The organism is Alkalihalobacillus trypoxylicola, assembly GCF_001590785.1.
Taxonomy (GTDB): Bacteria; Bacillota; Bacilli; order Bacillales; family Bacillaceae_D; genus Alkalihalobacillus; species Alkalihalobacillus trypoxylicola.
The window spans coordinates 175,887-201,444 of record NZ_LTAO01000036.1; the positions used below are offsets into that span (position 1 = coordinate 175,887).

Consider the following 25,558-nt stretch of genomic DNA (forward strand, 5'->3'; position numbering starts at 1 on the left):
TAATTTCCACTTTAGGTAGATGCTTTCCCAAGGGCTTGTCGTCAGAGTAAATCTTCAAACGGCGCTGATCCTTTGGGAGTCACTACACCCGTTACAATCAAAGAGTGAATTCGCAAACATTCAAGACATTTTTATAATGAATGTTGACTCATAAAAATAACCATTTGATAGAGAAAGAATAATCATTTAGTAGAGAGGCTCGCTGAATGAAAAACCACAGCGCTACTACAAAGGCAAAGTTATCAGCTGTTGCCTTATTTGATCTACTATCTCATCAATAGATTGAGAACCATCGACAATAAAATCAGAATTGGGTTTTGTTGAGACTAGCATATCGAGATAGCCACTCACCTCATTATGAGTATAGGCAAAAGGATAATCTAAAAAAAGGTAATCCAATGGTGCATTGCTTAATCTTTCTAAATCCTTCAAAAAAGGCGTTAAATTCCATGCCTCCCGATCTCCACCTCTGTCCACCCAATCTATGATATTTTCAGGTCCTTCCAAATCATAATCATCAAAAAATAGCGTTTTAATAAATCCTCTGTAACCTAGAAGTAATCGTTGTTTTACCGCCTGAAACAGCAACTAATGCAATGACCTCGGTCTTTTTTTGATTAATCATACTCTCCTAACTTTATTATGAAATTTTCTCCAAATCTTTTACGAATATTTTAACATGGTATTTTCTAATTTAGGCATTTTTCGGGTCCTATTGACTCAACAAAAGGCTTCTAACAAAAAAACATAAGAGCTATTAAACTCTTATGCTTTCTGTTTTATTCATTGATTCTCTATAATCAAACTTCTCCTTTCCAATATAACACCTCATTGAAAAGAAAGTATTAATCTTTATCGCTTTAATATCTTCAAAATCGGAATTATTTTCAATGTTAACTTTTCCAACATATTTCATAATCTCTTTTTCACCTGATGGAAAGATAAACATATTCTCTACTTTTGTTATTTGCAGAAGCCTTTTCTTTAATCTTACATTAGAAAATTTTAATTTACTTGATTTTATATTTTTAAAAATGGTAAAAGCATAAAACATCTGTTTCACAATGTCATGCCAACCTGGTAAATTCTTGTTGATATCATAATACTTAGCATCTAAGATGTACAAAGCATCATTTTCTATGTACATAATATCCGGTCTTTGCGATTGAACAATTGCATCTGAATCAATCTCCCAATTTATTTTTGGGATTAACTTTCTAAGACTCTGATATTCGTTGTTAAATAATTTACTACAAATAGCTTCCCATACGTTGTAAAAATAAGGAGTAACCAAGACATCTAACTTATTTTCAACTTGTTCCGCTTTGATTCCACGAAGAAAATTAATCATTAAGTAGATAAGTTTTACTTCTCTCTCTACAAAAGTATCCCTCATTTCCATTTCTAAAAAATTCAAAGCATAATTAATATCACACGGAAGCTCTATAACCCTTTTCTCAATTGAATAGTCGAATAACCAGCCGTAACGTTCAAAACTTCTATTAATACAATAATCATGTAACATCATTAACATGTGCTGCTTATCAATTGTTTTTCTATTTGAGATCGTATCCACATATACCACAGTATTGTCAGATACAATTGGTTGCTTTTTTACGATGGTCGATGGCCAATCGACATGTCCATTAAAATGGATAGACTTCAACTTTAATTCCTTCTGTATTAAACCATTTTGATTAAAATCTTCTATAAGATCAAAGGCAGTAACTAGGCTTTCTCTTTGTTCTCCAGTTGTTCCACCAAGTAACTGCATTTCAAGAGTATCTAATGTAGCCTCTTTTCTATATTTCATTAAGACATGTAGAAGAGTAACAATATGCCCTCTACACTCATCATCATTTTTTGGGAGCAAATAACCTTTAGGAAAAACAATTATAAATTCATCCTTAAAAACAATAAAACCAACTACTCTAAATCGAATCTTAGGTCCATTTATAATACATAGTTCATTTTTTAAAAAATTATTTATAACATCCTTGGGGAAATCATTATTATAGTTTGTATACTCTGTATATATTTTAAAATTCGATTTCAATTCCATACTATATCCCACCAATTTACCTAAAAGTTATTCTTCATCTAATTCTTGAATTTCTTCTAACTCCATTTCTTCTTCTTCCAATATACTTTCTTTACTAATCATTTTATTTAGGTCATCAACAATCTCCATAATATCTACTTCATTGTAATAAGCATTAACAAGCTCAGAATATGTTCTAATTCCATCAACAAAAAAATCATTATGCTTATATCGAACAACATCATCCCATAGATATATTAATAATTTGGCAGCAACATTTTTATTATCTTCAATTTCATCAGGGCTAATAAAATATGGTCCAATAAGCCTATCTTCATTAATCTCAAGCTGCTTCAGCTTATTATTAATAGAAGCCAATAACATTCTCCATTTAAAAGTGGCACCAGCATACTTAACTAAGATGTCCTCATGAACAAAGCCACTCTCTTTAATTTCCATATACTTGTATTTCCATCTCCGCTTAAATGCTGAATCTAATACAAATACACCTTGATCGGCACTATTCATCGTTGCAACAATATTCATATTATTAGGGATATATAACCCCTTACTTAGATGCTGAACGGTCCCGCCTAGAGAGCTCAAGTATTTTGCCAGTTCGACATTTGGAATAATTACATATTCACTTCTTCCATCTTTATTACGGTCCATCAGTTGAAAAATATCTCCAAATACAGATGGAGCATTCGCTCTATTTATTTCTTCTATTAACAGAGTAAACTGTTCTGTTGGATTCTCTATAGCCTCTATTAACACATTGATAAATGGTCCTGGAACATATTGATAATTAATTCTTGGCTCTCCAAGCGAAAATTCTTCCCCATCTACTCCGTATAGCGTCTCTCCTCTTTTGTATACTGGAACTGGCTTATAACTCCCCACAAAATCATAATAAGAATATTCGGAATGAAAGACAACTCTTGTTCCATTAAAGAAATTTTTCTCCAGGTAGTTACTTTTTCCCGTACCAGGAGCTCCATAAACAATTATATTTTCAGCAACATGATTGCTATTATCAACAATATTACTTGCTTCATCAGCTCTTTGTTCTTGTAATTCTAATCCCATAGTAAATAATTGTTCGTTTTCTGCCATATAGCTTACAATTTGTGATACATAAGATTGACTAACATTAACTAGCTCTAACAAATTTAAGCAAGGCGAAACATAATAGTCAGTTCTATCAATCGTTTTTTGCCCATACCACCAAGAATAATCTGTTATAAACGTTATAAGATAGTCCTTATTTTGCTGCTCGTTTATAAAATGTTCTTCTATTGCCTTATTTAAATTTGGAGTAATATCTTCAATCTCACTACCTTTCAAATCCTTTATTTCGTTCCAAAACGCTTTAGAATTGCTGAAATATGCTTCACATACATCCTCTAAACACTTCTTATACTTTATTAATTCTTTTACATAATCAACTACAAATGTCGCAATATAGAACCATTGGTTCGGGAAGAAAATTTTATTTCCCGAATTTCGAATTATCTCAGCTGTATAATCATTGTAATGAATTGTTGCATCATTAGAATTTAATACTTCCGAAAATAAATCTTTAAAATCTCTAGGGAGTTTAAAATCTTTACTATTAAAATAATGACTATAATTATGTTTTGATTGATTTGCTAACTTATTTAAATCTCTGAGTTCCATAACTTCCTCCCACTTCTTAAACACCAACTTTTTTCCTATAATATACCTTAAAAGTAACTTTAAGTACAATTATTACTACTATACTCTAAAACATAAATACAAAATTACATTGACACCCGAATAAACGTTTGGTAAAATTGTGTCAACAAAAGGACAATACGACCTAACAAATACACATTTGGAGTGTAGTGAATGAGTACATATAAAATAATTAAAGAAAAAAGAATTCGATTAGGGATGACTCAAAAAGAATTAGCAGATTCCCTTGGAATGGGGAAAAATGGGGACAGAACTTTAAGAAGATGGGAAAACGGGGAAACAGAGCCCTCATCAATAGAACTTCAAGCAATTTTAAAATTTCCGGAGATTCCCCCATTTCCCCCTTTAGAAAACCCAACATTTAAAATGATAGATCTCTTTGCAGGAATTGGTGGAATTCGACTGGCATTTCAAAGGCAAGGTGGTCAATCTGTATTCGCTTCAGAATGGGACAAATTTGCTTGTAAGACATACAAAGCAAACTTTGGAGAAGTTCCAGTAGGTGATATTACTTTAATTGATCCACACTCAATTCCTAACCACGATATTCTACTAGCTGGATTCCCTTGTCAGCCATTTTCTCAAGCAGGATTAAAAAAAGGATTTGAGGACACTCGTGGAACCCTCTTTTTTCACATTGCAAATATATTAAAAACAAAACGTCCCAAAGCATTTTTATTAGAAAATGTAAAACAATTAAAAGGACATAATAAGGGACAAACACTGGCAAAAATAAAACAAGTTTTAGAAGAATTAGGTTACTCATTGCATATTGAGGTGCTAAGGGCGGCCGATTTTGGAATTCCTCAAAATAGAGAGAGAATTTTCATTGTAGGATTTCATTCATCAATAGGGGGACACGATATCTTATTCAAATTTCCAAGCCCTTCATATGAAAAAACGAATGTTGGTTCGATTTTACAAAAAGATGTAGATAACAAATATACTATATCAGATCGACTATACCAAGGACACTTACGAAGAAAAGCAGCTCATAAGGAGAAAGGTAATGGGTTTGGATTCTCCCTCTTCAATGCTGAAAGTCCGTATACAAACACTATTAGCGCTAGGTATTATAAGGATGGTAGTGAAGTATTAATTGAACAAAAAGGAAAAAACCCAAGAAAGATAACACCTCGTGAATGTGCAAGATTACAAGGTTTCCCTGAAAATTTCATTATACCCGTTTCGGACACCCAAGCTTACCGACAATTTGGTAATTCAGTTACCGTTCCAGTTGTTGAATTAATTGCAAAAAATATGGTTAAAGCAATTCAACCATATTTTCTGAATGATACTAATGAAATTGTAAAAATATCAACACAGTAGAGATTTTCTTTACTGTGTTGATATTGTCTTTATGAATTTCACGCCCCGTTACTGTAAAGTAGTATCAATCATCATCTGTTGTAATAATAACCCTTCTTAAAAGTATGATTTCCACTTTCATCTTGTAGTTTGCTTGAATTTAGGTCTTTTTTTCCATCTTACTTTTCAATCTTTTTTTAATCTTCATTAGTTTGGAGCTTATTTGAATAAACAATTTTAGAATTATTTATTAGCTTTTGTGTAACCGTTAAATTCCATGCCCTCACTTTACTATGCCATTTTTTATTTTTCAAGAAATTTATCCAACTTAGCTCTATTATCTTTTCAAGAACATAACCTTCATAAAATTTCATTACTATGATGTATTCAAACTTTTGAGATTCTGGTTCATTAGTATTTGGCTCATTCAATCAGTAAAAAACACCTGTTACTTTTCCTGTAGTAGATTTAATACTATATCTGTCAACTTTTACGCTTATTGCATCTATATTTTGAGTGTCTATAGGTGCTGGCTGTAACTTTGGCAAACCTATAGTATTACTATAATAATTTATTGCTATATATTCACCCAAGTCACCTAATAAATTTTTACTCCTAATAATTCCTCTTTTTTTTAATTCATTAATTACTTCACTTTAGGCTTTAATTAAATCGTTATCTGATAATCCATTTATTAAATTCATTTTTTCCCCCTTAATGAATTGCTCACTTAAACAATTTGTTTCTTAACTGTAATAAACGTATTATATATTTATCATGAATTTTCTATTACACGATACTTTATCTTATTTACTTCTATGTAAGTGGATAATTATCAGCAATTAATAAATGTCACTTTTCGTATAGTTAGTGGTGTGAATATATATAGTTATACAAAATTATTTTTCTGTTATATATGTTTACCTTAATTTCATTAAGCAGCTCTTAACGTTGCATATTGGATTTTCTTACATTTAAAATTATAGTTACTAGCTGATGTAAATAACCCGTTATCTCTTTCTTTCTGTATTGTTTAAAATTATTCACATATTTACTCTAATTAATTCATTTGTATTGGCATCCATACTAGTTAACACCTCAGATGATGTATAATATTAAAATCTGGATTACCTTATCACGTATGCAAATGTTTCATTAGACGATAAATTAGGAATACTAAAAAATAATGACATAAAAACCCTTACTTAGAAGCGCTGGTTCGGTCACTCAAACACCTAATGAATTTTCCACAAAAAGGTTTTGCCTCACATAAGGAAGCAAGACAATAACCTTTCATCCCATACACTTACAAAATTAATTCTCTTTTGGATTATAGTATTAGTTCTTTCTATACATTTATACAAATTGCCGACCGCGTATAGTGAAATAATATCCTTAATAACTATTCTCTACTTCGCGTGTATTTTTTTCAGATAATCTTCAAAAAAACCAACTCCCTGGACATTTGGTAACCCCACAATCAATGATCTGTCTAAAAATCTATTAAACTCTTCACATGACGTTTCGGGAAGATAAGTACAGTTATGACAAGCGGCTATATTTAATGAATGGATTCCTTGACCCGATGTTACTCCAATTTCTGTGCAGACTGGGTCTGATGAACACCATTTAGCTTTATTAATAGATCTTTCTAGTATCTGTAGTAATGTATCCTTTTCTCCTAACCTAACTAAGCCACCCATAGTTCCTTCAGAGTCACCAGAAGCAGTATATATCAAAAAGCCGTTCATCTCTTTTCCATTTTCTTTTGATATAAATAAACGTTCCCGTAAAGCTGAAGTACTATATCCACATTCAAAGATCATCTCAGAAATTAACAAATGAGCTAGCGTGTGCAACATGACATACCTAGGATTCAACTCTCTTCCCATCACTATACCCGCTGCTTCTATCTCGTTATACCTAGACTGTAGTAAATTAAAATGTTCATTTACCAGTTTACTTTCCCAATTAGTTAAAGCTTCATCATTGAATTCAATAAATATACCTTCTCCGTAAACTGTATAACCCGGCAACCAATTATTTTCTGGACTACTAGGATTCCTAAAAAGTAATTCTCTTCCTTTAATTATTTTATCTCTATTTATAGATTGATTACTATTAAGCCTTTCAAAACCAAACAATACCCTAGTATCACGTAATTTAGGTACCAGATGAATTTTAGATATCCCTAATTTTTTAAACTCCATTAGTGAATTCAATTTTTCATCGAACTCTGAAACAACTTTTAGATGCTGATTATCTATTGTTTCATTGAGAGAACAAAATTCCTGATACCTAAGTTTCTTTTCAATATCTTCTAACTCATTATCTTCTACTACCAGACTCTCGCCTTCAATTACAGTAAGTGCCTTAATAATAGTTTGATTGTTTGCTGTTTGGAGATCGACACTAAACTTACTTAATAGATAAGTTGCAATCTTTTCTTTTTCATCAATAATAATTTTCAATGTCTCAATTTCATGAGCAATTGGTTCCTGCTTTAAAAATTCAATTACTTCTTTAAGTTCACTTGAGTAATCTCCAGGTAAATAAAGAGCGCTAATAACGTCAGGATAATAAACGTTATTCGAGTTTCTTAACAACACAAAAGGTTGTTCAAGACATTCTTCATGTGCAGTTTCATTAGTACCATACCAATGTTTTCTACCGGTACATAGAAAAGTTTTTCCTTCTTGTACTTGTGTTACAAGAGGAGAAATATTTCCATTGTCTAATTTAGAGGTAATCCCTTTTAATGACCTTTTATAGTTCTCTCCACAAACAGTACATTCAACACGCATACTTGTAAGTGTTGCTCCTCCTGTTGAGACAAGTTTTAAAGGGCCTTTACATTTATTCGATATATCTCTATGAACCCACTGATTCCAAGGAAAATCATCAATATGCCCATGCTTACAAACTGTAACAAACGGTACTTGAACTAAGTAACCATTATTACAATGTTTGCACTTTTTCTTACTAATATCAGCAAGATGAAGCTTCTCCATTTTCCTACAACGGTTACAGTAAAACCATGTAGGAAAAAGTATCATAGGAATTTTAAGATCTACATTTTTAAGACTGCCTCCATTTTTACCAAATGTTGATCTATAATCGGGAGGAAGACGAAATTCCTTAACTCCTAGGATATTCTCAAGTCTTGACTCATTAAACCTATAATCAGCTAAATCTACATTACTTCCTTTAAACCACTGATCAAGTACGCCTGTCATCATATTAATACCTTCATTGTTTGTTGATATAGCACCTACACCAAAAGGTGATATCAACTCAGCTCTTCTTAAAGGGATTCTTGTTTCATTTTTATTTTTCATACAAGAATTTCCTCCAACTCTTTCACAAGATAAGAGTTCGTGACTTCACCTTGACATGAAGCATCAACATTTCTCATTGACATAGGAACAGGTAGTGCAGTACCTTTGTATCTTTCCTCAATATAGCTTCCTGACTGATACATTAAAAAATATCCTCCATCACTTTTCTCTTCCCAACTTGTTGCACCTAAATTCATAATATGTTTTACGTATATATCAAAGTTTTCCTTTACCACTGGGGTTTGCTTAGGATCAATCAACTTTACACGGTTTAATAGTAAATCTTTAAAACTATTTAACGAGTTTATATGCTCCCGTACATACTCAGGTGACTGTGCTACTTGTTCATCATGTAACTGTCTTAGATATCCGATAATTAATCCATATAAAGATCTATTAATACATGGATCTGAATAAGGAGTTACACTTGTTGGCTCAACTTTTGAATACAGACGTTCATGATATTCCCTAAAATGCTCAAAGTGGGATTTATCTCTAGAGATTCCCGTTTTATATAAAGTAACTACAAGACCAGGACGCTCTTTCCAATTGCGTCCAACCCTACCTGTAACTTGAATATATTGTGCTGTATTCTTAGGTTGACCCACTACAATCATTAATGAAAGCCGATCAATATCTACCCCTACCTCTATTATGTTGGAAGCTAGACATACATCTATAGAATTCTTTTTATCTTTTAATTTGTGAATTACATCTGAAACTTCTCCACTATCTAATCGTGAAGTAAGTTCAAGAAAATTATTAAGCCATCGTGTCTGGTTTCTATCTGTAATATTGTGTTTTTTACGTACTTGATTGAGATAACTAGGTATATCTGTTTGTAATAATGTGAGCGCCCCACCTAATTCTCTTAAACTATTAAAGAAACTTAATAATGTCCAAAAAGGGTCTCTCTTGTCCTCATGAAAATTCATTACAGATTGCAATAGTATAGAATAAATTTTCACCTGTAACATTTGCATCCCAATTACTGGAGAATAAACGCCCACATACTTTCTTCCTTTAGCCGGAAGATTATTTTCGTCAACAGCTACTTTCGCAAAAAAGGAATCGTCATGGGAAAGCCCAGGACTTGGGAATAGTTTAGCTTGATTTTTATCTCTTCCATATAGAGCCATTATTTGTTCTTCATAACGACGTATTGTTGCGGTTGAACATATTATTTTTGGTTTAATTGAATTACCCGTTCTTCGATCCGTTGATAATTCTTCTATTAATATTTCATACATCCCCGTCATTGACCCTAACGGACCTGATATAAGATGAAGTTCATCCTGGATTATTAAATTAGGAGGTGAGTATTGCCTTTTCCCAGTCATATCAATCCCGAACAATGCACGTGCTTCTGGTTTCCATGATAACATAGCAAATTTGTCTATTGTCCCAATAATAAACGTAGGCTGATTTTCATAAATAGATTCGTCTACAATATATACATCTACTTTGTTATGAAATGGGCATTTCTCATCTGGGCAATAAATTGTTAATTCTTTATTATTCCGGCTATAGTCATAGCCAAAAATACGCTCTTCCTTTTTCATTGTTTTTTTACGTCTAGAAGCTAATCCTTTTGACACAGTCTCATCTTTGACTGTATATTTCCCCAATTTTGCCCCGCACCATGGACAAGACTTTACTATGAAAGACTTACTGTCATTTCCTTCTTTCCATTGTTTTAGTTGTTCTTTAGCACCATGAGAACCTTCATTTTGATTAGGTGTTACTTTCGAACCTAACCAGATTCCTATTGAGAAAGGAGTTCCCCCAAGGTCCTCAGAGAATTTTTTGCGCAACATTTCCATTGCACAAATTAATCTAGAAGAACGTTGAAATTGGTCAGTTGTTAACAAACGAAGTGTGTACCTCATGATTATATCTGTACCAGTGTCATTATTATCTTTAAGTCTTTTTAAGAACATTGAGAAAGCTGCTACACCTAGATAAGCCTCCGTTTTTCCACCACCTGTAGGAAACCAAATTAAGTCAACAACCTCTCTATCGATCGAGTTTCCTTCAGCTACAGAAGGAATAGACATTAGGAAAAATGCAACCTGAAAGGCTCTCCAGTTCCCCTTCCCCCTCCGAAAAATGTCATTATACCCGGGTATTTCACTGAATTCTATTTCTTGGTAAAAAGAAATATCATTATCCTTAACTTCACCATCTCTAATATTGGTTCCAACAACTTGTTGTATCGCCATTGCATAGTTGGCTAATTTAAAGGCCTTCCTTACATTCTCGTCTTTTTTTAGAAGTTCAATTCCTCTTTTCATTCTTTGCGCAGATTCCCTACACTTTTCTAAATGATTTTTTGGAGTATTACCGTATTCAACTTGTAAAGATGCAACTTCTTTTTCCTTTATATCAATCCATTTTTCATATGTTTCTACAAGATTACTTAATATCTCCTCAATTGTATCAGAGTTTGGAACTATTTCAGCTAACTCTAACATTGAAATCGCATAAGTATTCCCATATTGATCAGTAATATCAGGTGTCATACTTATAGCTTCATATTCAGGTAAAAATGTAGATGAAATTCTTTCAATGTACCTACGGTCCTTATCTTTAAACCAATTTGCCGAACAACCATGCCCTAACGCAAAAGTTTGTGCTTCTCGATAAAGTAACCTATTAGAACTTTCCTCTTCATCCAATTCTGATGTACTAGTTGTTGTTGATGATGGGTAAGGACAAAACTGATTCTGAATATAATCAGATAAGGTTATTGATATTTCACTCTGAAATAAACAACATTCTTCTATTAAATTGTCAGATGTGACAGGAGTTCGGTTAGTTAGACTGATAGTTATTAAAAACTTATTATCCCCATAGTTTCGTGAAAAAAGTAATAATTGTAAAGTTAATCCATTCACATTTATGCTTTTAGTATGAGTAGATTTCTCAATTAAATCTTTTTTAGATAATTTGATTGGATCTATATTAACTGTTTCACGAGCCCACCATTTATTTAATTTCTTCCCATCTGCTAAACTTATAGTAAAATTCTTATAACTTCCTCCATTTATCTCGATATTAATTTTAGAGTTTTCATTCTCAAGTTGCACATAATAACTCAGGGCTAAACTTGCGGGTGAGAAGTCATTTTTTTGTGGCATTAAGTCGACATTTTCCTCTTCATCTACCTCTTTGTTTAAATTAAATGAGCTACCTCTTTCTATTAGCGTTTCTATATTTTTTATTCCATCTTTCGTAATAAATTTTTCTTCACTTTCATCATTAATTTCTGTTAGATCTTTCTCTTGAGTTAATACTTCATCACTTGCAGTCTCAAATGGGAATATAACGCCAACTGAATATTGTAACAAAGGAGGGTTCACCTGAATAATTTCTTCTAATGTCTGAGAATTATAATATTTCCTATAAGTTTCATCCCTGTTTGAAAAGACGACATTTTGAGTTACTTTTAATGGGGACATTTTGTCCTTATTCACTTTAACTGGACCAATCAATTCTTGTTTGATATTATCAATAAGTTCATCTCTATTCTCAATATTAATTTCAAGTCCCATATAGTCATCCCTTTTCATATATATTTTATTACTTTCTTCTCTTGGCTTAAAGGAACAGAAAAAATCTCACTCTTAAAATCTAGTATCATTTCAATAGTAAAAGAAGCCCCTTTATACTCTGGTAATTCGACAATTTGAGAACCTGTTTCATAAAGTTGTGCTAAATCTAATTGTTTTATTTTTCTTCTTAATTCATTACTAATCATTCTTCCAGCTTGAATATGGAATGCTGCAAGCTTTCGTGAAGCCTCATAATACTTCGTGGCAGCTTTCTCATTTCCCTTAGTAAGAATTAATAAAAAGTTCGCATACTCTTTATTATTCTTTAGTTTAAATGAATCATCTTTTAATAAATGATTAATTTTCAATTCGTTAATGGATTCTAATCCCTTTTTCTGTAGTATACGGCATAGCTTTGCAGTTCCATACTTTTCTACTAGTTTTTTTAAGTACTTCTTTAACTTTTTCTGTAAGTATCGGTATTCGGAAATATTTACATCAGCAAAAAGTTCATCTGCTATTGTTTTAATTAACGTGGTTTCACTTTGATTTCGAATTAATAAGTAATCCTCGGTTGTTATAGAGTCTAGTTTTCTCTTTTCAATTCTTCGAGCATTAGTAAGTATTTCATGTTTTCTTTCTTTGTTTGCTAAGAGAATAATACGTCCCTGTGTTAATTCCACTGGTACAATTTCAATAAGCTCTGTGTGTTCTTGCTTGTCTATTTTTGAAACTATATCTTGAAATATCCATGAACTTACTTTTGGTTCATCTATATTAGTGGGTGGAGTTGTATCAATTGGTTCTTCAGAATATCCCTTTAAATTTAAGTTATCTACATCATTAATATTTTTAATTTCATCATTAGTTATTGTTAAGCCTTTATACATGGTAGAATAATAACTTGCTTGATTTAGGTGTAAAAACATACTATTATTCTCAAATTTGTTATCGTAAAGACTATATGACAGATAGTAACTCACCTTAGCTCGTGGAACACTGTTAAATGAGTAATCAAAATAATTTTCATTTCCAATAAAAATAACAAAGTCAAAGGACCTGTTTGTTCTTTTAAAAGTTCTCTCTGAATAAAATTCAATAGTTTGAACACCTGTTTGTCTCTTTAAGAAACTTTTTTGACTTTCTTCAATTTCTCGTTTAGTTACTACTACATGTGTTTGTGAACTATGTTTAATTACATTTTTTTTCAGGTAATCCAATATAGGATTTCTATTACTAGAAACAATTTTTAAAAGCAAATCAAATAATTGGCTATATACTTCTTGGTCGTTATAAATTGCGTTAATTGTATCTATAACATTTCTTAATTCCGTGATCTTATCTTCGTTTATTATTTCACAGTAAGGTTTTAATGATGTAGATATATCATATAAAGCAAAGCGTAGTGGCATTAAAAATCTACCAAACAGTTCATTGTCATATTCTTCTTCAGAAAATTTCGGCCTAGATATTTTATAAATTTGATTTAATAAAGGATTCTCTATTCTTATATAATTAATTTTATAAGAGTTTGATAGTTGATAAAAGTGATTTGAACCTCTATTATTACTCATTTTTTTCCCTCCAACACAGAATTTCTATATTTGAAGGCACATTAATTAAACTAATTTTTTGTAGAAATTCCTCATCGCCATTTATTTCACCAGTTAAAAGTAAATGTTCTATTTTTTCTAGAGCGTCTAAAGTTGTATCTAACGGTGAACTTCTTGTTAAAACAATAACTTTAGGATTTATTTTAATATCTTGGTAATATCTTAAAAAAGAATTAGCGCCCTCAACTACAACTGGAATTCCGTTACCTAAAGCATATATATTTTCTTCATCCCCATTACTAGAGTAACATTCAGAAATAAAAGAGTACTGTCTTCCACCAAATTTCTTGATTCTCAAAAAATCTTGTATTGTAAAATCCTCATCCACTTTTTTTTGGGTATCTTCACGAATGTTATTTTCATTTCCAATTAATAAGAAGTAAGGACTCCCAAGATTAAATAACTGCCTAACTGAATCTGCATCATATTTCTCATTAATCTTATCAATTCCTATATCACTAGTAAGAGTTCTCTGACGTTTATATTTATTTTGTTCTGGTGCAATTCGAATATTTTTCCAAGTTTCTTTTTTAGATAATGTAGTTATCATACCTTTATTAATACCCATCCCTTTTAAGGTCGGGTAGCCTAAGTCAGATATTCCATCAAATATATAACTTTTTTCTGAAGTATTTTCGCTAGGTGAGTAAAAAACTAACGTTCCAGGTTTGATTTTACTAATCCAATTAGAGAAATCGGCCTTCTCTATTGCTCTAGTTGAATAGATTGCATGTGCTATTCCCATTGCTAATGCTATTATTATTTTGTTACTAGAGGGGACATTTAACACTATATTCAGCTTACCTTCCTCACTTGAAGAATTCTGATAAAAAAGAAAACCGAGTTCACAGAAGAACTCAAACCAATCTTCATTTATAACCTTTAAAAAATTTGGTATATTTTTGTTCATAATTGAAACAATCCTTTAAAATTTTCTTAGTTAATAATACAAAGGTAAAATTAGTAACAAATTGTTATATATTACTATTTTACACTAAATTAATCTCATAACAATTGATTTTAACAGTTTATTTAGTTAGTTCTTTAGTAGTAAAGTCACTAATTTTTAAATATAAATAATAAAATAGACATACAAAAACATTGGATAGTTTTAATTGAATATTAATAACTTCAAAGTAAAGTACCGAGTAAACATAAGAAATTTGTACTTTCATCTTTAGATCTGACTAATAAAGCTTTTTTATCTGAAAAATTTAATCATAAAAATAGTGAATATTTTTTAAAACAATCAACTAAATATATTTATAGAATGAGAGACCTATTGTGAAATTCAAAAGCCGCAAAAATAAGGCATTGGATAATATTCCAATGCCTTATTTTTGCTTATAACCCATAATTGCAGCCAGCTTGAGTTATACATATTTTTCCATGTTAAATTAATTTAAAAGTTACAGATTTTCGACTTCAGTTTCGAAAAAAATACTTTGTTACCTCCCCGCAAGAAGTCTAATCAAAACTTGACCCTTTCTCTAAATCGTATTTTTTTCTGGGCAATATTGAAACTGTCTTTTGACTTCTGTAATCTTTTCTCGATTTACGATTTAATTGGGAACCTTTTATCCTACTTCCAATCCCTTTTTTAGGATTATTCTTCCAATTGGAGATTCTCTTTTAAAAAGACATTTCTAAACTATTACTAATAGGCTTACAAGTAAAAAGTATTTTTTTTTATAATAAATATTAATTTTAACAAAGTTTCATTTAATTACAATAAGTAACGACGCAAATTGTATCACTTCATGGGTAGAGACCATACATCCAGAAACATTTTCAAGTCCAACCGTTATAACGTATCGAAATGGAAGACTTCTCGTGATAATTAATGTCTAAGCTAACTTTCTTTTATACTCAGTTAAAGAAGGTTTGATAAAAAAAACAATATCTAGATAATATGACTTTTTGTAAATATAAGATATTAATAATTTGTTATTTTATTGATAATATTATCCATCAGATATTCAATAAGAGAATCTCAATTTTTAAAAATTTGGTTAGATTTAACTGACCAATTAACATCAATACTTGTGTAAACACTTTTAGAAGGGTTCAAACACTCATATGGATTTCTGATAATAGTAACGGATGGAGATTCAGCAATGTTATTTATTACGATTAGGTAGTATCTCTTACCAAATTTTTTCGCAACGCTCCATTCCTTATCTGTAAAAAGGATACCTCCATGCTTAACAAGTAAACCTTTTATCTCAAAAACATAAAAGGGTGATTCTTCCATTTCAAAGTCATACCCACAACCATCTTCTCTCCTATCAATCAAATCTCCGGTTAATCCTTCAATTTCACCTTCTCGAAAAAATACTTCAAATAACTCTTCTGCTTTCTTACCAGTTATACCCCTAGTAGTGTATGTATGATTGCTTGTTTCTTTTACGACATCATCATTTTCTATATCATTTATGTATGTTTGTATATTTTCTTTAATAGAAGAATTTGATGCATAGTCTCTTAAAATATCTTTTACAACCTCAGTCAATGCATCTTCGCTAAAATGAGAGTATCTTTCTAAAACCTCTAAACGGCTAGGCCTGAGCTCCCGTTGATACCAACCTTTTCTGCTATTTGGGTGCAACGGATCAAACTCATCTCTCATATTTTTAATTGTATTTGGCTTAACTTTCAATGTCTCGCCTATTTCTTGAAAGGCTTGTGTATTTGTATCATAATTTAAATTTATTAAAGCTGTTTTATCAAATCTTGAGAGGTAATATGAGATTATTAATGCTAGCTTATGATTATTTTCCATTAAATCCTCCAAAAATTGAATAATGATTCTACCCTAAAAATGTAAATAAGTAACCTTTTATTCTAATTAATGCTCTATGAATTTTTAGTTTTATACTAGGGACCATCTTATTACAAAATTTTTCTATTGTATAACTTGCCTTCAAAAAAACTTGCAACTTTCTAGTTTTAAACAGATGGATGGTTGTTTTCATTAATTATTATCATATAGATTATATAAAAGACTAAGTGTAACTGTTAAACTAAAATGAAGTTTTATTACTCCAGTATCAACTAAACATCATAAATCATTTATAATTACCCTTAAAGCTAGATTTAGAAAACAAAAATTACCCCTTACTCCCTTTTAAAGTAATTCTATTTTCTCAACTCTTTCCAAACACCCAATAATCTTCTCACTTAACCATTTTTCTTCAACACCTGGTAACATAGTAATTGCTCCCATACTATAATTTTCTTGAAAATGCTCTTGAAAGAATCTCATCTCGTTTTTGTTTTTATCTTTCGTTGGTGTCAGTATGTATATCTCTTGGACTGCCCTTTTGCCTGTTTCTCTGTGAATGATTCCGTCGCGGTATTTATGCATTTCACCAAGTGCAGTTCCGAGGTTATTTGGCACACGGTATTTAGGGTCAAAGATGACCAGTACTGTTTCTCCTTCTATTACAATATCAGGGATCATCTTTTGTGTGTATGTATGAAAGGTTTTCGTATTGTATTGATAAGAGCGTTGGAATGAAAGAGAAATCCCCCTTTTTAACTGAATTCGACTCTCGAGATTTTCAGCAAGATTAAGGAAAATTCCGTCCTTTGTTGTTTTAAACAGTTCTTTCGTGTTTAGAACATATCCTGCTTCCCTGACAATGTTTACAATTTTCATATAGCACCACATTTCATATAATTGAAAGGTGTCTTTTAATGAAATTGGATATTGAAAACCAATGCCCGCTTGTTTTTGTTTGTTTAACGAGTCAAACCATTGATACCATATACGATACACAGGGTGTTTTCTAAATTTTTGCGTAATCATATAAGGTCCTTTATTTTCGGTTATTTTAGTGAGAAAAGGGGTGTTTAACCAACGTTGCACAATCATTCGATACTTCTGTGCTTTCCGACGAATGTCTTCTCGTTCGACTGTCTCGTATTTTCGTAGAAGTCGAAATAAATACTGTACTTGTTGTTTTAATACTTGGTTCTCATAGACATTTATTGTTTCAAAGGTTTTTACTGTTTTCACGTGTAACGGTATATTTATCCCATGCCCCTTCTGGTCTAACCATTGCATCGTCATTCTTTCTGAACGATGAACTTTCTCTCTTTTCATTACAAGTGGCTGCTTTTCCAATCGACGAAATGGTTGCTGGTGGATTTGTGAAAAAATTTGTCTCAGGTGATGAAATGAGCGTTCAATATAGCTCCATTGGGTCCAAGATAATTCACGGTCTCTGCCAGATGTATCAAAATTCCTCTCTAATCCACTTAGTTGAAAGCAGCTATTTGCCTCATTTAAGATATCTTCTAGCATTTGGTTGAACTGTTCTTCTGTAAGCTTACGTTCATCCGGATAAATATACGTTTCATATCGTTGATTATGAATGGAAAGATGAAGAGCTCCACTTTGAAACGGAGCAATAAATGTAGTTAAAAATTCATTTTCCTGTTCTCCTTTATAGAAAGGCAAAGGGATTCCCTCAATACGTACATCAACATCAGTTCCAACAAGACGCAATGAATATACCGTTGCTTCCGTTAAATAGGCCTCCAAAAAAGGAATCCATCCTTGTTCATTACTCCAAAGTTCCAGAAGATTATCTCCAGAATTGAGTGGCTCCATAAAACTCCAACTCCTCTTGCATACGCTTGATGAAAGTAAGCGAAATGGTTGTTTTTTCTAAGTTCTGTTTTAACCAATGTTCCAATTTAGCCAACATTTCAGAAATTCGTTCATCACCTCGAATTTTTGTTAGGATCTTTTCTGATATAACTCGGTCTAAAGCATCCATGGGATCCATTTGGTATTCTTCAGGAAGTTGAGCGTTCGCATAAAGCTTTTGCACCATTTCCCCCATCGTTCGATAACCGAAGTGAAGCTCGCAATCAATTAATAAACCGTGTAATTTTATTAACATGTTGAATTCCTTATGAATCGTTGTTTTTAATTCTTGGTCCATACGCTCCCAATACGCATCAAAATCAACATCAGATAACATCATCACAAATGCTCGGTCTAAGACTTTGTCGGAAATTGAATGTGTGGTTTCATCAACATTTATAGTCCCCAAAATATACACGTTTGGCGGTATCATTAGTTTTTTTGGTACATCTGTCACTGCTTCATCTTGATGAAGAGGAATTTCTTTTCTTGATTCCACAGCACTCAAATAATCACTTAAATAATATTCGACTCGTGCTAGATTCATTTCATCAAGCAAAATAAAATGTGGTTTTTCACGCTCTTTTAAAGCATTAAGAATCACGTTTAAGAATTCTGTTTTTACATATCTCTTTTCAAAAGAACTATAGTAACCAAATAACGCACTTGCATCTGTCCAATCAGGACGTACAGGAATAATCGTGAAATAAGGATTCTCACTTTCATAATCAAGTCCATAAACCGCATTTGCGTACAACCTGCAAAGCTGTGTTTTACCTGTCCCTGATATTCCACTTAAAAGTACAAAATGTTTATCGTCTAATGCGGTGAGGTTAAGATGTAAATCTCTTATAATTTCTTTTGAAAAAGTAAACTGACTATCTTCTATTTGCTGATAGATTTCTTGGAAATGGAAATTCGGCTCCATCCCTTCAAATACCGGCTCGCTTTCATTCCCTTTACTCGATTCCTCTTCATTCGTTGGCAACTCGATTTTTTGACTCGCATGAGCAAATAAAAGAGCAGCATTGATGAAATTTTTCTTTACTATTTCTCTTTCTTCAACAAACGATTGTGTTTCGTTATGATAACTTCCCACATAATATGTATTGTCTTTCACTTGAATTTGATGTTCCTTAAGTAACTGCATCGCTTTCGACATCACTTCTTGATTGTTTAAACTTTGAGTCGAAAATACTTTTGTTATCCACCATTCTTGAGTGTTTGCACCAATAATTTCTTTTGAACTAGTAAAAATATGGTTATGTCCTTCTAGCGGAACCATAATCGTAGGAAAAGGAGAATTCTTATCATGATACTCTAAATAACTTAAGGAACCTTTTGTGACAAGCTGTTCACCATCATAAATATGAAAGGCCTGTCTTTTTCCATCTTTATAATCTTCTAAAGCTGAAAGTTCAACTTTATAATCCCTACCTAATAAGTGCGTTTCTTTGATATATCGAGCTTCTGCCAAGACCATTAAAGCTTCATATGCTTTTCTTGAAAGGTCTATATTTGTATCTACATACTTACGGAAATTTACTAATTGTCCCCACGCTTCAACAAGCTTATCAACTACTACATTATCGTCCATCTGGCCTTCTAAAGATTGACTTAAACCTACTTGAACAGGAGGTCGCTTTCTTTGTTTAATACACCCTTTTACAAAAGAAATAAATCGTTCTTTCTCAATGATTTCTTTTTCCATTTTTCCAGCAGAAAGGGTATAAGTAGAAGGGATCGTCGCTAAGACTTGGTCCATTTTATTGTTTTTAATCCATGCCCAAAATAATACAAATTTATGCTCTGTATGAATAAAAATATTCCGAGCAATCCCATTAAACTCAAGTGTTAATAAATTATACTCCTTCCCATCAACATTCCTATAAATGCCCACCCAATATTTACGCCCAATATTTGAATTTCTTTTCTGCTCTGCATATGTCGGATTGCGAGCGTCATAGTATGTAGTTGAAAGCGTCTCATCATAACTGCGAATTACATACTCGTCTCCGATGGTCAAGCCTATGTTTTCAACAAATCGTTCAATTAGCCGTTTACTAACCGGCGAAACTTCGTCAAGTATTTTTCGGCAGCGGCTTTCCGTATTATTTTCATTAAAAAGAGATTGATAATATGTAAGATTAAGCATTAACATAACCTGCTTTCAAATAATTTGGCTTCCATTCCTTAAACGTTTTACTGTATATCCAAAGGCATAGTCTATAGACTACTCCTCCCTTTTTACCCTTAAATAAATCGCATTCGACATAAACACAAAGAACATAAAAAAAGCATTCACATTTATTGCTACTAAAATAATTAAGAAAATGACAACTTCAACATTTAAACGGTTTCCCTTTTCTATTGTTGATACAATTTTTTATTCATATCTTTTAAACAAAAATTAGAAAATAATCCCACTCTACCAATCATTGTAGCTTATCTAGAGTAAGCGAGCAATCTTCGTTTTTTCTAAAAACATCAAAACAACCACCCTACCTCAAACGAAGAGGCACGGTGGTCGTCGTCTTCTATTTTTAATTCACAATGCCTGTTCCTGAGTTTTTGTTCGACTGCTTGTCGGGCTTCATTTGCGGATTGTGCATTGAATGAATAAGGAGGTGTGAAATTCGTAGTTGAGGTTAAATGACTGTTCGGCGTGTTGATGAATTGATTCCCAGTTAGATTCCAATAACCTGTTTGTGGGCTACCGTAATACCAACCGACTGCTGTTTTAATATGACCTGTTGTTGGGTCGTTTTGACCGGAGCCAACATTATCAAAATAATTGTTTTGAACAAAGACTCTTGCGCCCATTTAGTTGATGGGGGAAATGTAGGGGAATTAAGAGACTATCCATATATATGGAGCGTGCATTTGCAAGTGAAACGGTAAGTAAACTAGCTTAGATTTCTGAGCTAGTTTTGTAATTAATTTAATTTTTAAACGCTAATCCTTCTTCTTCTAATAAATGTCTCATAATAGGTAAGGAAGCAGGTCCAATTCCATAGATTTTTAAAATTTCTTTTTCAGTGAACATTGACAGTTCTTTCAAAGTGTCAACCCCTTCGTGAAGCAATGCATTCCTTGCAGGTGAACTGAGTTTCGAAAAGAAGTCACTTTTAGGTTTATTCTCTTTATCACAGGTAGGACAATTTGGACATTCACTACTTTTAAAATACTTATGTCCCTTTTCACAAACTCTTAAACTTTTTTGAGCTGTCAAGATAACCCCTCCAACAAATGATGTATGTTAGGAAATTCCTTAGAAAGGAGCGTACTAAGCAATCGCTTTTTCCAATGCCTCAATCATGCGACCACAACGATAGTCAATGATTTCTGTAGCTTTCTTGATATAAGCAGCTACAATTTCACTATATTCTTCTTCACTATATCTGACCGGCCAATGACGAGCATGTGGAGTAAATACATCGCGTACTTTTAAAGACTGTACATCAACATACTTATCTAAATAGAACATCTTGCTTAACTGTTTAAACCCCTCTGTTCCTTGGAAACAATCAAAGAAATCACGATTTAATTTCACTAATTCTTGTAATCTGCTATCTATATTACTTATGTTTGTTCCTTCCATTATATTTTTTGTGTCTGCTAGAAATAAATCAAAATAATCAAACCAAGGCCCGCCACCCCTAAGTAAATTTAAAGTTGTTCTTGCCGAGTCAACTCGATTATTAGGAAGGACCATCATGTTCCCCAGTGTATGATATTTTTTATGGTACTCCTTTGCTAGGTTTATAATGGTTGGATCATTAGTATACTTCTGAACTCCTAAGAAGCTTGTGCCGTCTGCATTGGGCTTGCCCATCAGCGTATTAAAAGAGTTCATCGTATCGCCACGGTACAATTCTCCGCTGCCTAAATTGTTAAATGTCAGATTCGGTACGTTATCACCCCATAAGACAACATAAATTGTATTGGCAATCCTTGAATTGTCGGGGTCATAAGCTCCATACTTCTCATCGTTACTTAACTCGTCTAAATCATAATGATAGAAATTCTGTATATCACCATCTAATATCTCATCGATAAAAGATTGAATCAACTCCATACAATCTTGCTTATCCATTGTCATATGTTCATTCCTTTTTTGTTTTATTTTCAGATTAGGGCTAAAAAAGTCACACCTTAATTAGGAGCATTGTCATAGTTTCTTAATGCTTGTTGTAAATCTTTTTTTACCTTGTCTATTAATTTTTGCGGTTTCAGCACTTGCACATTTGCTCCATATTGTACTGCCCATATTTTCATTGCATGTAAGTTAACTCTTCTCGTACTAACCGTTACCTCTTCATTCGTTTCATTAAAAAAATGTACTTCTTTACCAAACCAGTCTATAACATCCCCAACATACTGTTTCTTTATCTTAAACGTCACTGGAGCCACTTCACCAGAAAACATATATAAATGTTCCGACATATATGTAGATAAATCAAATCCTTCTCTAAAGCCATTTAGTTCTGTTATAGGTTTTCTTACTTCATTTTCTAACATGCAAATATCGGTTATTCGGTCAAGTCGATAGTTGTATAACTCATCATTGTTTTTATGATTACAGATTAAATAATATCGGTTATTGAAAAAGGCAATATAATAAGGGCTGACGACATACTTCCTCGGCTGACCAGCAGCATTCTTATAGTTATATTTCTTTTTATCAGTCATGTAAAAATTATATCGAAATTGAATTTGTTTGTTTTCAGCTATGGCTTCATCTACTATTTCAATGGTATGAAACAATTCCTTGCTATCCAGCGAATGATCCGTTACCGTTTTAACATGCTTGATCCTTGATTTAAATTTTTCATTAGAAAGCCTTTCGATCTTCCCGATTAACTCTTTCTTGTGCTTATCAGCTATGTATTTGGAGAATAGCAAACTTTCTATAATGAGCCTTAATTCAGAATCTGAAAAATCTCTTATCAAATACCAGTTCGTTTTTATTTCCTCGTCTTCTCCATTTTTTCCTTTCCTATTTTGTACATCATATTCGATCTCATATCCGAGCTCTAATAAATTTTCCAAATTACGCTTTATTGCTTTTCTGCCTACTTTCAATTCATATTTTGCTAGCAATAGTTCTTCGATTTTTGCAATCGTTAGTGGACTGTCTGCATCGCTATATGTTTTCAAAATATCCAGTATGAAAATAAGTGAATTCTTCTTTTTAAGGATCGTATTTTCCATTTCTCCTCCTCTCTCTCCCCTCTTTACGAGGAGAGACGGAAACTTAATGCTTTCTTTTAATCAGAGCAAGACAGATTACAAGCGGTTACCATAGGCAAAGTATTTCTTCCTGAAGCGCATCTGTTCCGCAATCTGTTCCTCAAACGGGTTACAATTATTGTCTAAATCAGAGCGATACTCAATTTTAAGTGTGAATGGATTAACGCGCTTAACCAATTCTGATTCTTCATCAATTATCGTAATCTCGCCGAAAAGTGAACGCCAAAGTATTCCACTAACCCTCATTTCAAAATGACTTTGAAATTTCTTTTTACCTTCTTCAAATAAATCATCTACATGATTTTCTAATTGCCATTCAAGAAAAGGTACGATATTGACGTCTCCAACAATGGCCTGCCAATCCTGCCAATCGCCAGAGTTACTTTTAACTCGAATTTCATACACCGTAGTTCCTTGCTTAACCCCACCCTCATCTTCAGAGTTAAATAATTTTGAAACAATAGGGCCATCGGTATAAATTCCAACACCATGCATTCTCGTTTTAAGTTGGGAAAATTGCACTTTACCTTCACTATCTCTTTCAGAAACAATAAATGGATAATACGCCGTTTTGTTGTCGATTGAATGATTTCTTTTATCTCTCATATAAACCCTCCTGTAAACTAATTAGTTATCAATTTTTTTCATGAGCAAATCATAACATGAGGGTATGGTCCTTTTTTGACCTATAGAGAAATAATTTATGTGAACGCTTGTTGGCGCCTTTCTTTTCTATCGCATTATGTATAACGTTCTTCGAATGATTTCCAGATTTCGTAACTCTTCTCACTTGAAACCTCTTGAATGATTTGTGAATCAAATAGGATCTGAAAAGTGTTTGGATCTATCACTTTTCTAAAATCTCCATTAAAAGGATCATTCATAATTCGAGGTAGTGAATTCTCGATCCCAAGCTCTACTATACTTGAACCACTATATCGAATTTGAAAGTCTTGTTTAAACGTTTCTATTTCCTTTTCAGTTAGTGAACTATAAACCTCCGCTATTCCTCCTGGACCAAATTTATAAGTCTGAGCAACAATAAATTTACCAGCTATCGCTTGCCAAGATGACCATTTCCATTGCTCCGCCCGATTATCATAGTATTTAAAACGTATCTCAAATACAGGGTTAACCCCTTCAAACATTTCGTTATTTGCTAGAATCATAAATTCCCCTCTAGCTCCTTTACTCAAAAGTGCTCTCGTGAATGAGCGATTTTTTTTGAAAGTACGAGTATAAATAGGATAAAAACAAAGATTATGTTCATCTATCCCAATAATATGACTCATTTGTTCATTTCTAATAAGATCATAGCTACCAGCTTTAGGTTCTATTTCAATTAACTCAACAAAGGGAGAATCACTGCATTCACCGTTTTCGAATTGAATCATTATATCTTTTAAAACGTTTTCTCCAGAAGTCATATGTACTTTCCCTGCTTCATGTGCAGCCAAATGATCTTTAGTAAAATCAAACAATAAAGCTTTAATTTTTTTTCTCATTATTACAAATCTCCTTTGTCATTAAAATGCTTTCTTTTGATTATAATTTTCCATAAAACAACGATAATATAGGTACCACAACAGAGATAAATGAAGCTTTGAACCTTCCATTTGCCCTCTTCCCTGGACTACGAGCAACCACTGATGAATTTCCATTTAAGATTGCCTTCGTGAACGGTTCAGTTATCATCATCACCTGTTTCATTATGCATCTTAAATCAATACAAGCTAATAATCACTGAAAACCACCATCTGTGTTATTGCACGGGCTTTTGTCGTTATCCTTCTCGCACCCTTCAAAATCACAGTCATTCATAAGCAATTTCCTGGTTTGTCAAAAAAACGTTACAAGGGAAAATTAAGTTGATGATCGGTGGCTACGTTTTATCTTCTTCATCTAATCTTTTAAAGAATTCAAGTAAAAAAGGCACTCTCAAAAAGAAGAGAGTGCTAAATATATTCTTCTTTTTCTCCTCTAAAATAACCTTTTTCCAAAAGGTCTCTAGTTATTATTAAGATGTTCACAAAAACTAGATGAAGTGTTAACCCACCAAAAAACAATAGAAATGG

The 25,558-nt window shown here is 32.4% G+C and carries 18 protein-coding genes; 1 reads left to right on the forward strand and 17 read right to left on the reverse strand.

Annotated elements, in window-relative coordinates; genetic code table 11:
- Positions 1-225: 225 nt before the first annotated feature.
- From AZF04_RS17300 to AZF04_RS17310, 3 genes are all read right to left on the reverse strand, one after another.
- Positions 226-588, reverse strand: coding sequence for a nucleoside/nucleotide kinase family protein (locus AZF04_RS17300; RefSeq protein WP_061949848.1), 363 nt, complete (start codon positions 586-588; stop codon positions 226-228).
- 169 nt (positions 589-757) lie between these two features.
- A complete protein-coding gene (locus tag AZF04_RS17305; RefSeq protein WP_061949849.1) occupies positions 758-2,062 on the reverse strand; it encodes an LlaJI family restriction endonuclease in 1,305 nt (434 codons plus the stop codon).
- Positions 2,063-2,089: 27 nt separating this feature from the next.
- The gene (locus tag AZF04_RS17310) at positions 2,090-3,721 is read right to left on the reverse strand and encodes an AAA family ATPase (RefSeq protein ID WP_061949850.1); all 1,632 of its coding nucleotides are present in this window, start codon (positions 3,719-3,721) and stop codon (positions 2,090-2,092) included.
- A 192-nt stretch (positions 3,722-3,913) separates the two neighbouring features.
- Here AZF04_RS17310 and dcm point away from each other — a divergent pair, with 192 nt between their 5' ends.
- Complete coding sequence (dcm, locus tag AZF04_RS17315) at positions 3,914-5,089, forward strand: DNA (cytosine-5-)-methyltransferase (RefSeq protein WP_061949851.1); 1,176 nt, start codon at positions 3,914-3,916, stop codon at positions 5,087-5,089.
- Between the two features lie 176 nt (positions 5,090-5,265).
- Here dcm and AZF04_RS21675 read toward each other — a convergent pair whose 3' ends face one another.
- The 14 genes from AZF04_RS21675 to AZF04_RS17380 all read right to left on the reverse strand — a co-directional run bounded on the left by AZF04_RS21675 (position 5,266) and on the right by AZF04_RS17380 (position 24,988).
- Entirely contained in the window at positions 5,266-5,499 is a 234-nt protein-coding gene (locus tag AZF04_RS21675) for a hypothetical protein (protein WP_235600018.1), read from the reverse strand.
- 978 nt (positions 5,500-6,477) lie between these two features.
- Positions 6,478-8,406, reverse strand: a complete 1,929-nt coding sequence (gene drmB, locus AZF04_RS17325; RefSeq protein ID WP_061949852.1) for a DUF1998 domain-containing protein — start codon at positions 8,404-8,406, stop codon at positions 6,478-6,480.
- Positions 8,403-11,960, reverse strand: coding sequence for a helicase-related protein (locus tag AZF04_RS17330; protein ID WP_061949853.1), 3,558 nt, complete (start codon positions 11,958-11,960; stop codon positions 8,403-8,405). The genes drmB and AZF04_RS17330 overlap by 4 nt, the downstream gene beginning before the upstream one ends.
- 14 nt (positions 11,961-11,974) lie before the next feature.
- Complete coding sequence (locus AZF04_RS17335; protein WP_061949854.1) at positions 11,975-13,534, reverse strand: hypothetical protein; 1,560 nt, start codon at positions 13,532-13,534, stop codon at positions 11,975-11,977.
- Entirely contained in the window at positions 13,527-14,483 is a 957-nt protein-coding gene (locus AZF04_RS17340) for a hypothetical protein (RefSeq protein WP_061949855.1), read from the reverse strand. Before AZF04_RS17340 ends, AZF04_RS17335 begins: the two co-directional genes overlap by 8 nt.
- 1,083 nt (positions 14,484-15,566) lie before the next feature.
- Positions 15,567-16,355 carry a protein NO VEIN domain-containing protein gene (locus tag AZF04_RS17345; RefSeq protein ID WP_061949856.1) on the reverse strand — a complete coding sequence of 263 codons (789 nt, stop codon included), beginning with the start codon at positions 16,353-16,355 and terminating at the stop codon, positions 15,567-15,569.
- Between the two features lie 345 nt (positions 16,356-16,700).
- A complete protein-coding gene (locus tag AZF04_RS17350) occupies positions 16,701-18,191 on the reverse strand; it encodes a DUF2357 domain-containing protein (protein WP_061949857.1) in 1,491 nt (496 codons plus the stop codon).
- A complete protein-coding gene (locus tag AZF04_RS17355; RefSeq protein WP_061949858.1) occupies positions 18,166-20,385 on the reverse strand; it encodes an McrB family protein in 2,220 nt (739 codons plus the stop codon). Before AZF04_RS17355 ends, AZF04_RS17350 begins: the two co-directional genes overlap by 26 nt.
- 332 nt (positions 20,386-20,717) lie before the next feature.
- The gene (locus tag AZF04_RS21040) at positions 20,718-21,053 is read right to left on the reverse strand and encodes a hypothetical protein (RefSeq protein ID WP_153017291.1); all 336 of its coding nucleotides are present in this window, start codon (positions 21,051-21,053) and stop codon (positions 20,718-20,720) included.
- A gap of 118 nt (positions 21,054-21,171) precedes the next feature.
- Positions 21,172-21,462 carry an RNA polymerase alpha subunit C-terminal domain-containing protein gene (locus tag AZF04_RS17360; protein WP_061949859.1) on the reverse strand — a complete coding sequence of 97 codons (291 nt, stop codon included), beginning with the start codon at positions 21,460-21,462 and terminating at the stop codon, positions 21,172-21,174.
- Between the two features lie 54 nt (positions 21,463-21,516).
- Positions 21,517-22,332 carry a DUF6994 family protein gene (locus AZF04_RS17365; protein WP_061949860.1) on the reverse strand — a complete coding sequence of 272 codons (816 nt, stop codon included), beginning with the start codon at positions 22,330-22,332 and terminating at the stop codon, positions 21,517-21,519.
- Positions 22,333-22,385: 53 nt separating this feature from the next.
- On the reverse strand, positions 22,386-23,444 hold the full coding sequence (locus AZF04_RS17370) for a helix-turn-helix transcriptional regulator (protein WP_061949861.1): 1,059 nt from the start codon (positions 23,442-23,444) through the stop codon (positions 22,386-22,388).
- A gap of 75 nt (positions 23,445-23,519) precedes the next feature.
- Entirely contained in the window at positions 23,520-24,089 is a 570-nt protein-coding gene (locus AZF04_RS17375) for a hypothetical protein (RefSeq protein ID WP_061949862.1), read from the reverse strand.
- A 134-nt stretch (positions 24,090-24,223) separates the two neighbouring features.
- Positions 24,224-24,988 carry a hypothetical protein gene (locus AZF04_RS17380; RefSeq protein WP_061949863.1) on the reverse strand — a complete coding sequence of 255 codons (765 nt, stop codon included), beginning with the start codon at positions 24,986-24,988 and terminating at the stop codon, positions 24,224-24,226.
- Positions 24,989-25,558: the final 570 nt, after the last annotated feature.

Bases quoted from the DNA above. Each gene is read 5' to 3' on its own strand.
- AZF04_RS17305 (WP_061949849.1), bottom strand. From the start codon at position 2,062: ATGGAATTGAAATCGAATTTTAAAATATATACAGAGTATACAAACTAT.
- AZF04_RS17310 (WP_061949850.1), bottom strand. From the start codon at position 3,721: ATGGAACTCAGAGATTTAAATAAGTTAGCAAATCAATCAAAACATAAT.
- dcm (WP_061949851.1), top strand. From the start codon at position 3,914: ATGAGTACATATAAAATAATTAAAGAAAAAAGAATTCGATTAGGGATG.
- drmB (WP_061949852.1), bottom strand. From the start codon at position 8,406: ATGAAAAATAAAAATGAAACAAGAATCCCTTTAAGAAGAGCTGAGTTG.
- AZF04_RS17330 (WP_061949853.1), bottom strand. From the start codon at position 11,960: ATGGGACTTGAAATTAATATTGAGAATAGAGATGAACTTATTGATAAT.
- AZF04_RS17335 (WP_061949854.1), bottom strand. From the start codon at position 13,534: ATGAGTAATAATAGAGGTTCAAATCACTTTTATCAACTATCAAACTCT.
- AZF04_RS17340 (WP_061949855.1), bottom strand. From the start codon at position 14,483: ATGAACAAAAATATACCAAATTTTTTAAAGGTTATAAATGAAGATTGG.
- AZF04_RS17345 (WP_061949856.1), bottom strand. From the start codon at position 16,355: ATGGAAAATAATCATAAGCTAGCATTAATAATCTCATATTACCTCTCA.
- AZF04_RS17350 (WP_061949857.1), bottom strand. From the start codon at position 18,191: ATGGAGCCACTCAATTCTGGAGATAATCTTCTGGAACTTTGGAGTAAT.
- AZF04_RS17355 (WP_061949858.1), bottom strand. From the start codon at position 20,385: ATGCTTAATCTTACATATTATCAATCTCTTTTTAATGAAAATAATACG.
- AZF04_RS21040 (WP_153017291.1), bottom strand. From the start codon at position 21,053: ATGGGCGCAAGAGTCTTTGTTCAAAACAATTATTTTGATAATGTTGGC.
- AZF04_RS17365 (WP_061949860.1), bottom strand. From the start codon at position 22,332: ATGACAATGGATAAGCAAGATTGTATGGAGTTGATTCAATCTTTTATC.
- AZF04_RS17370 (WP_061949861.1), bottom strand. From the start codon at position 23,444: ATGGAAAATACGATCCTTAAAAAGAAGAATTCACTTATTTTCATACTG.
- AZF04_RS17375 (WP_061949862.1), bottom strand. From the start codon at position 24,089: ATGAGAGATAAAAGAAATCATTCAATCGACAACAAAACGGCGTATTAT.
- AZF04_RS17380 (WP_061949863.1), bottom strand. From the start codon at position 24,988: ATGAGAAAAAAAATTAAAGCTTTATTGTTTGATTTTACTAAAGATCAT.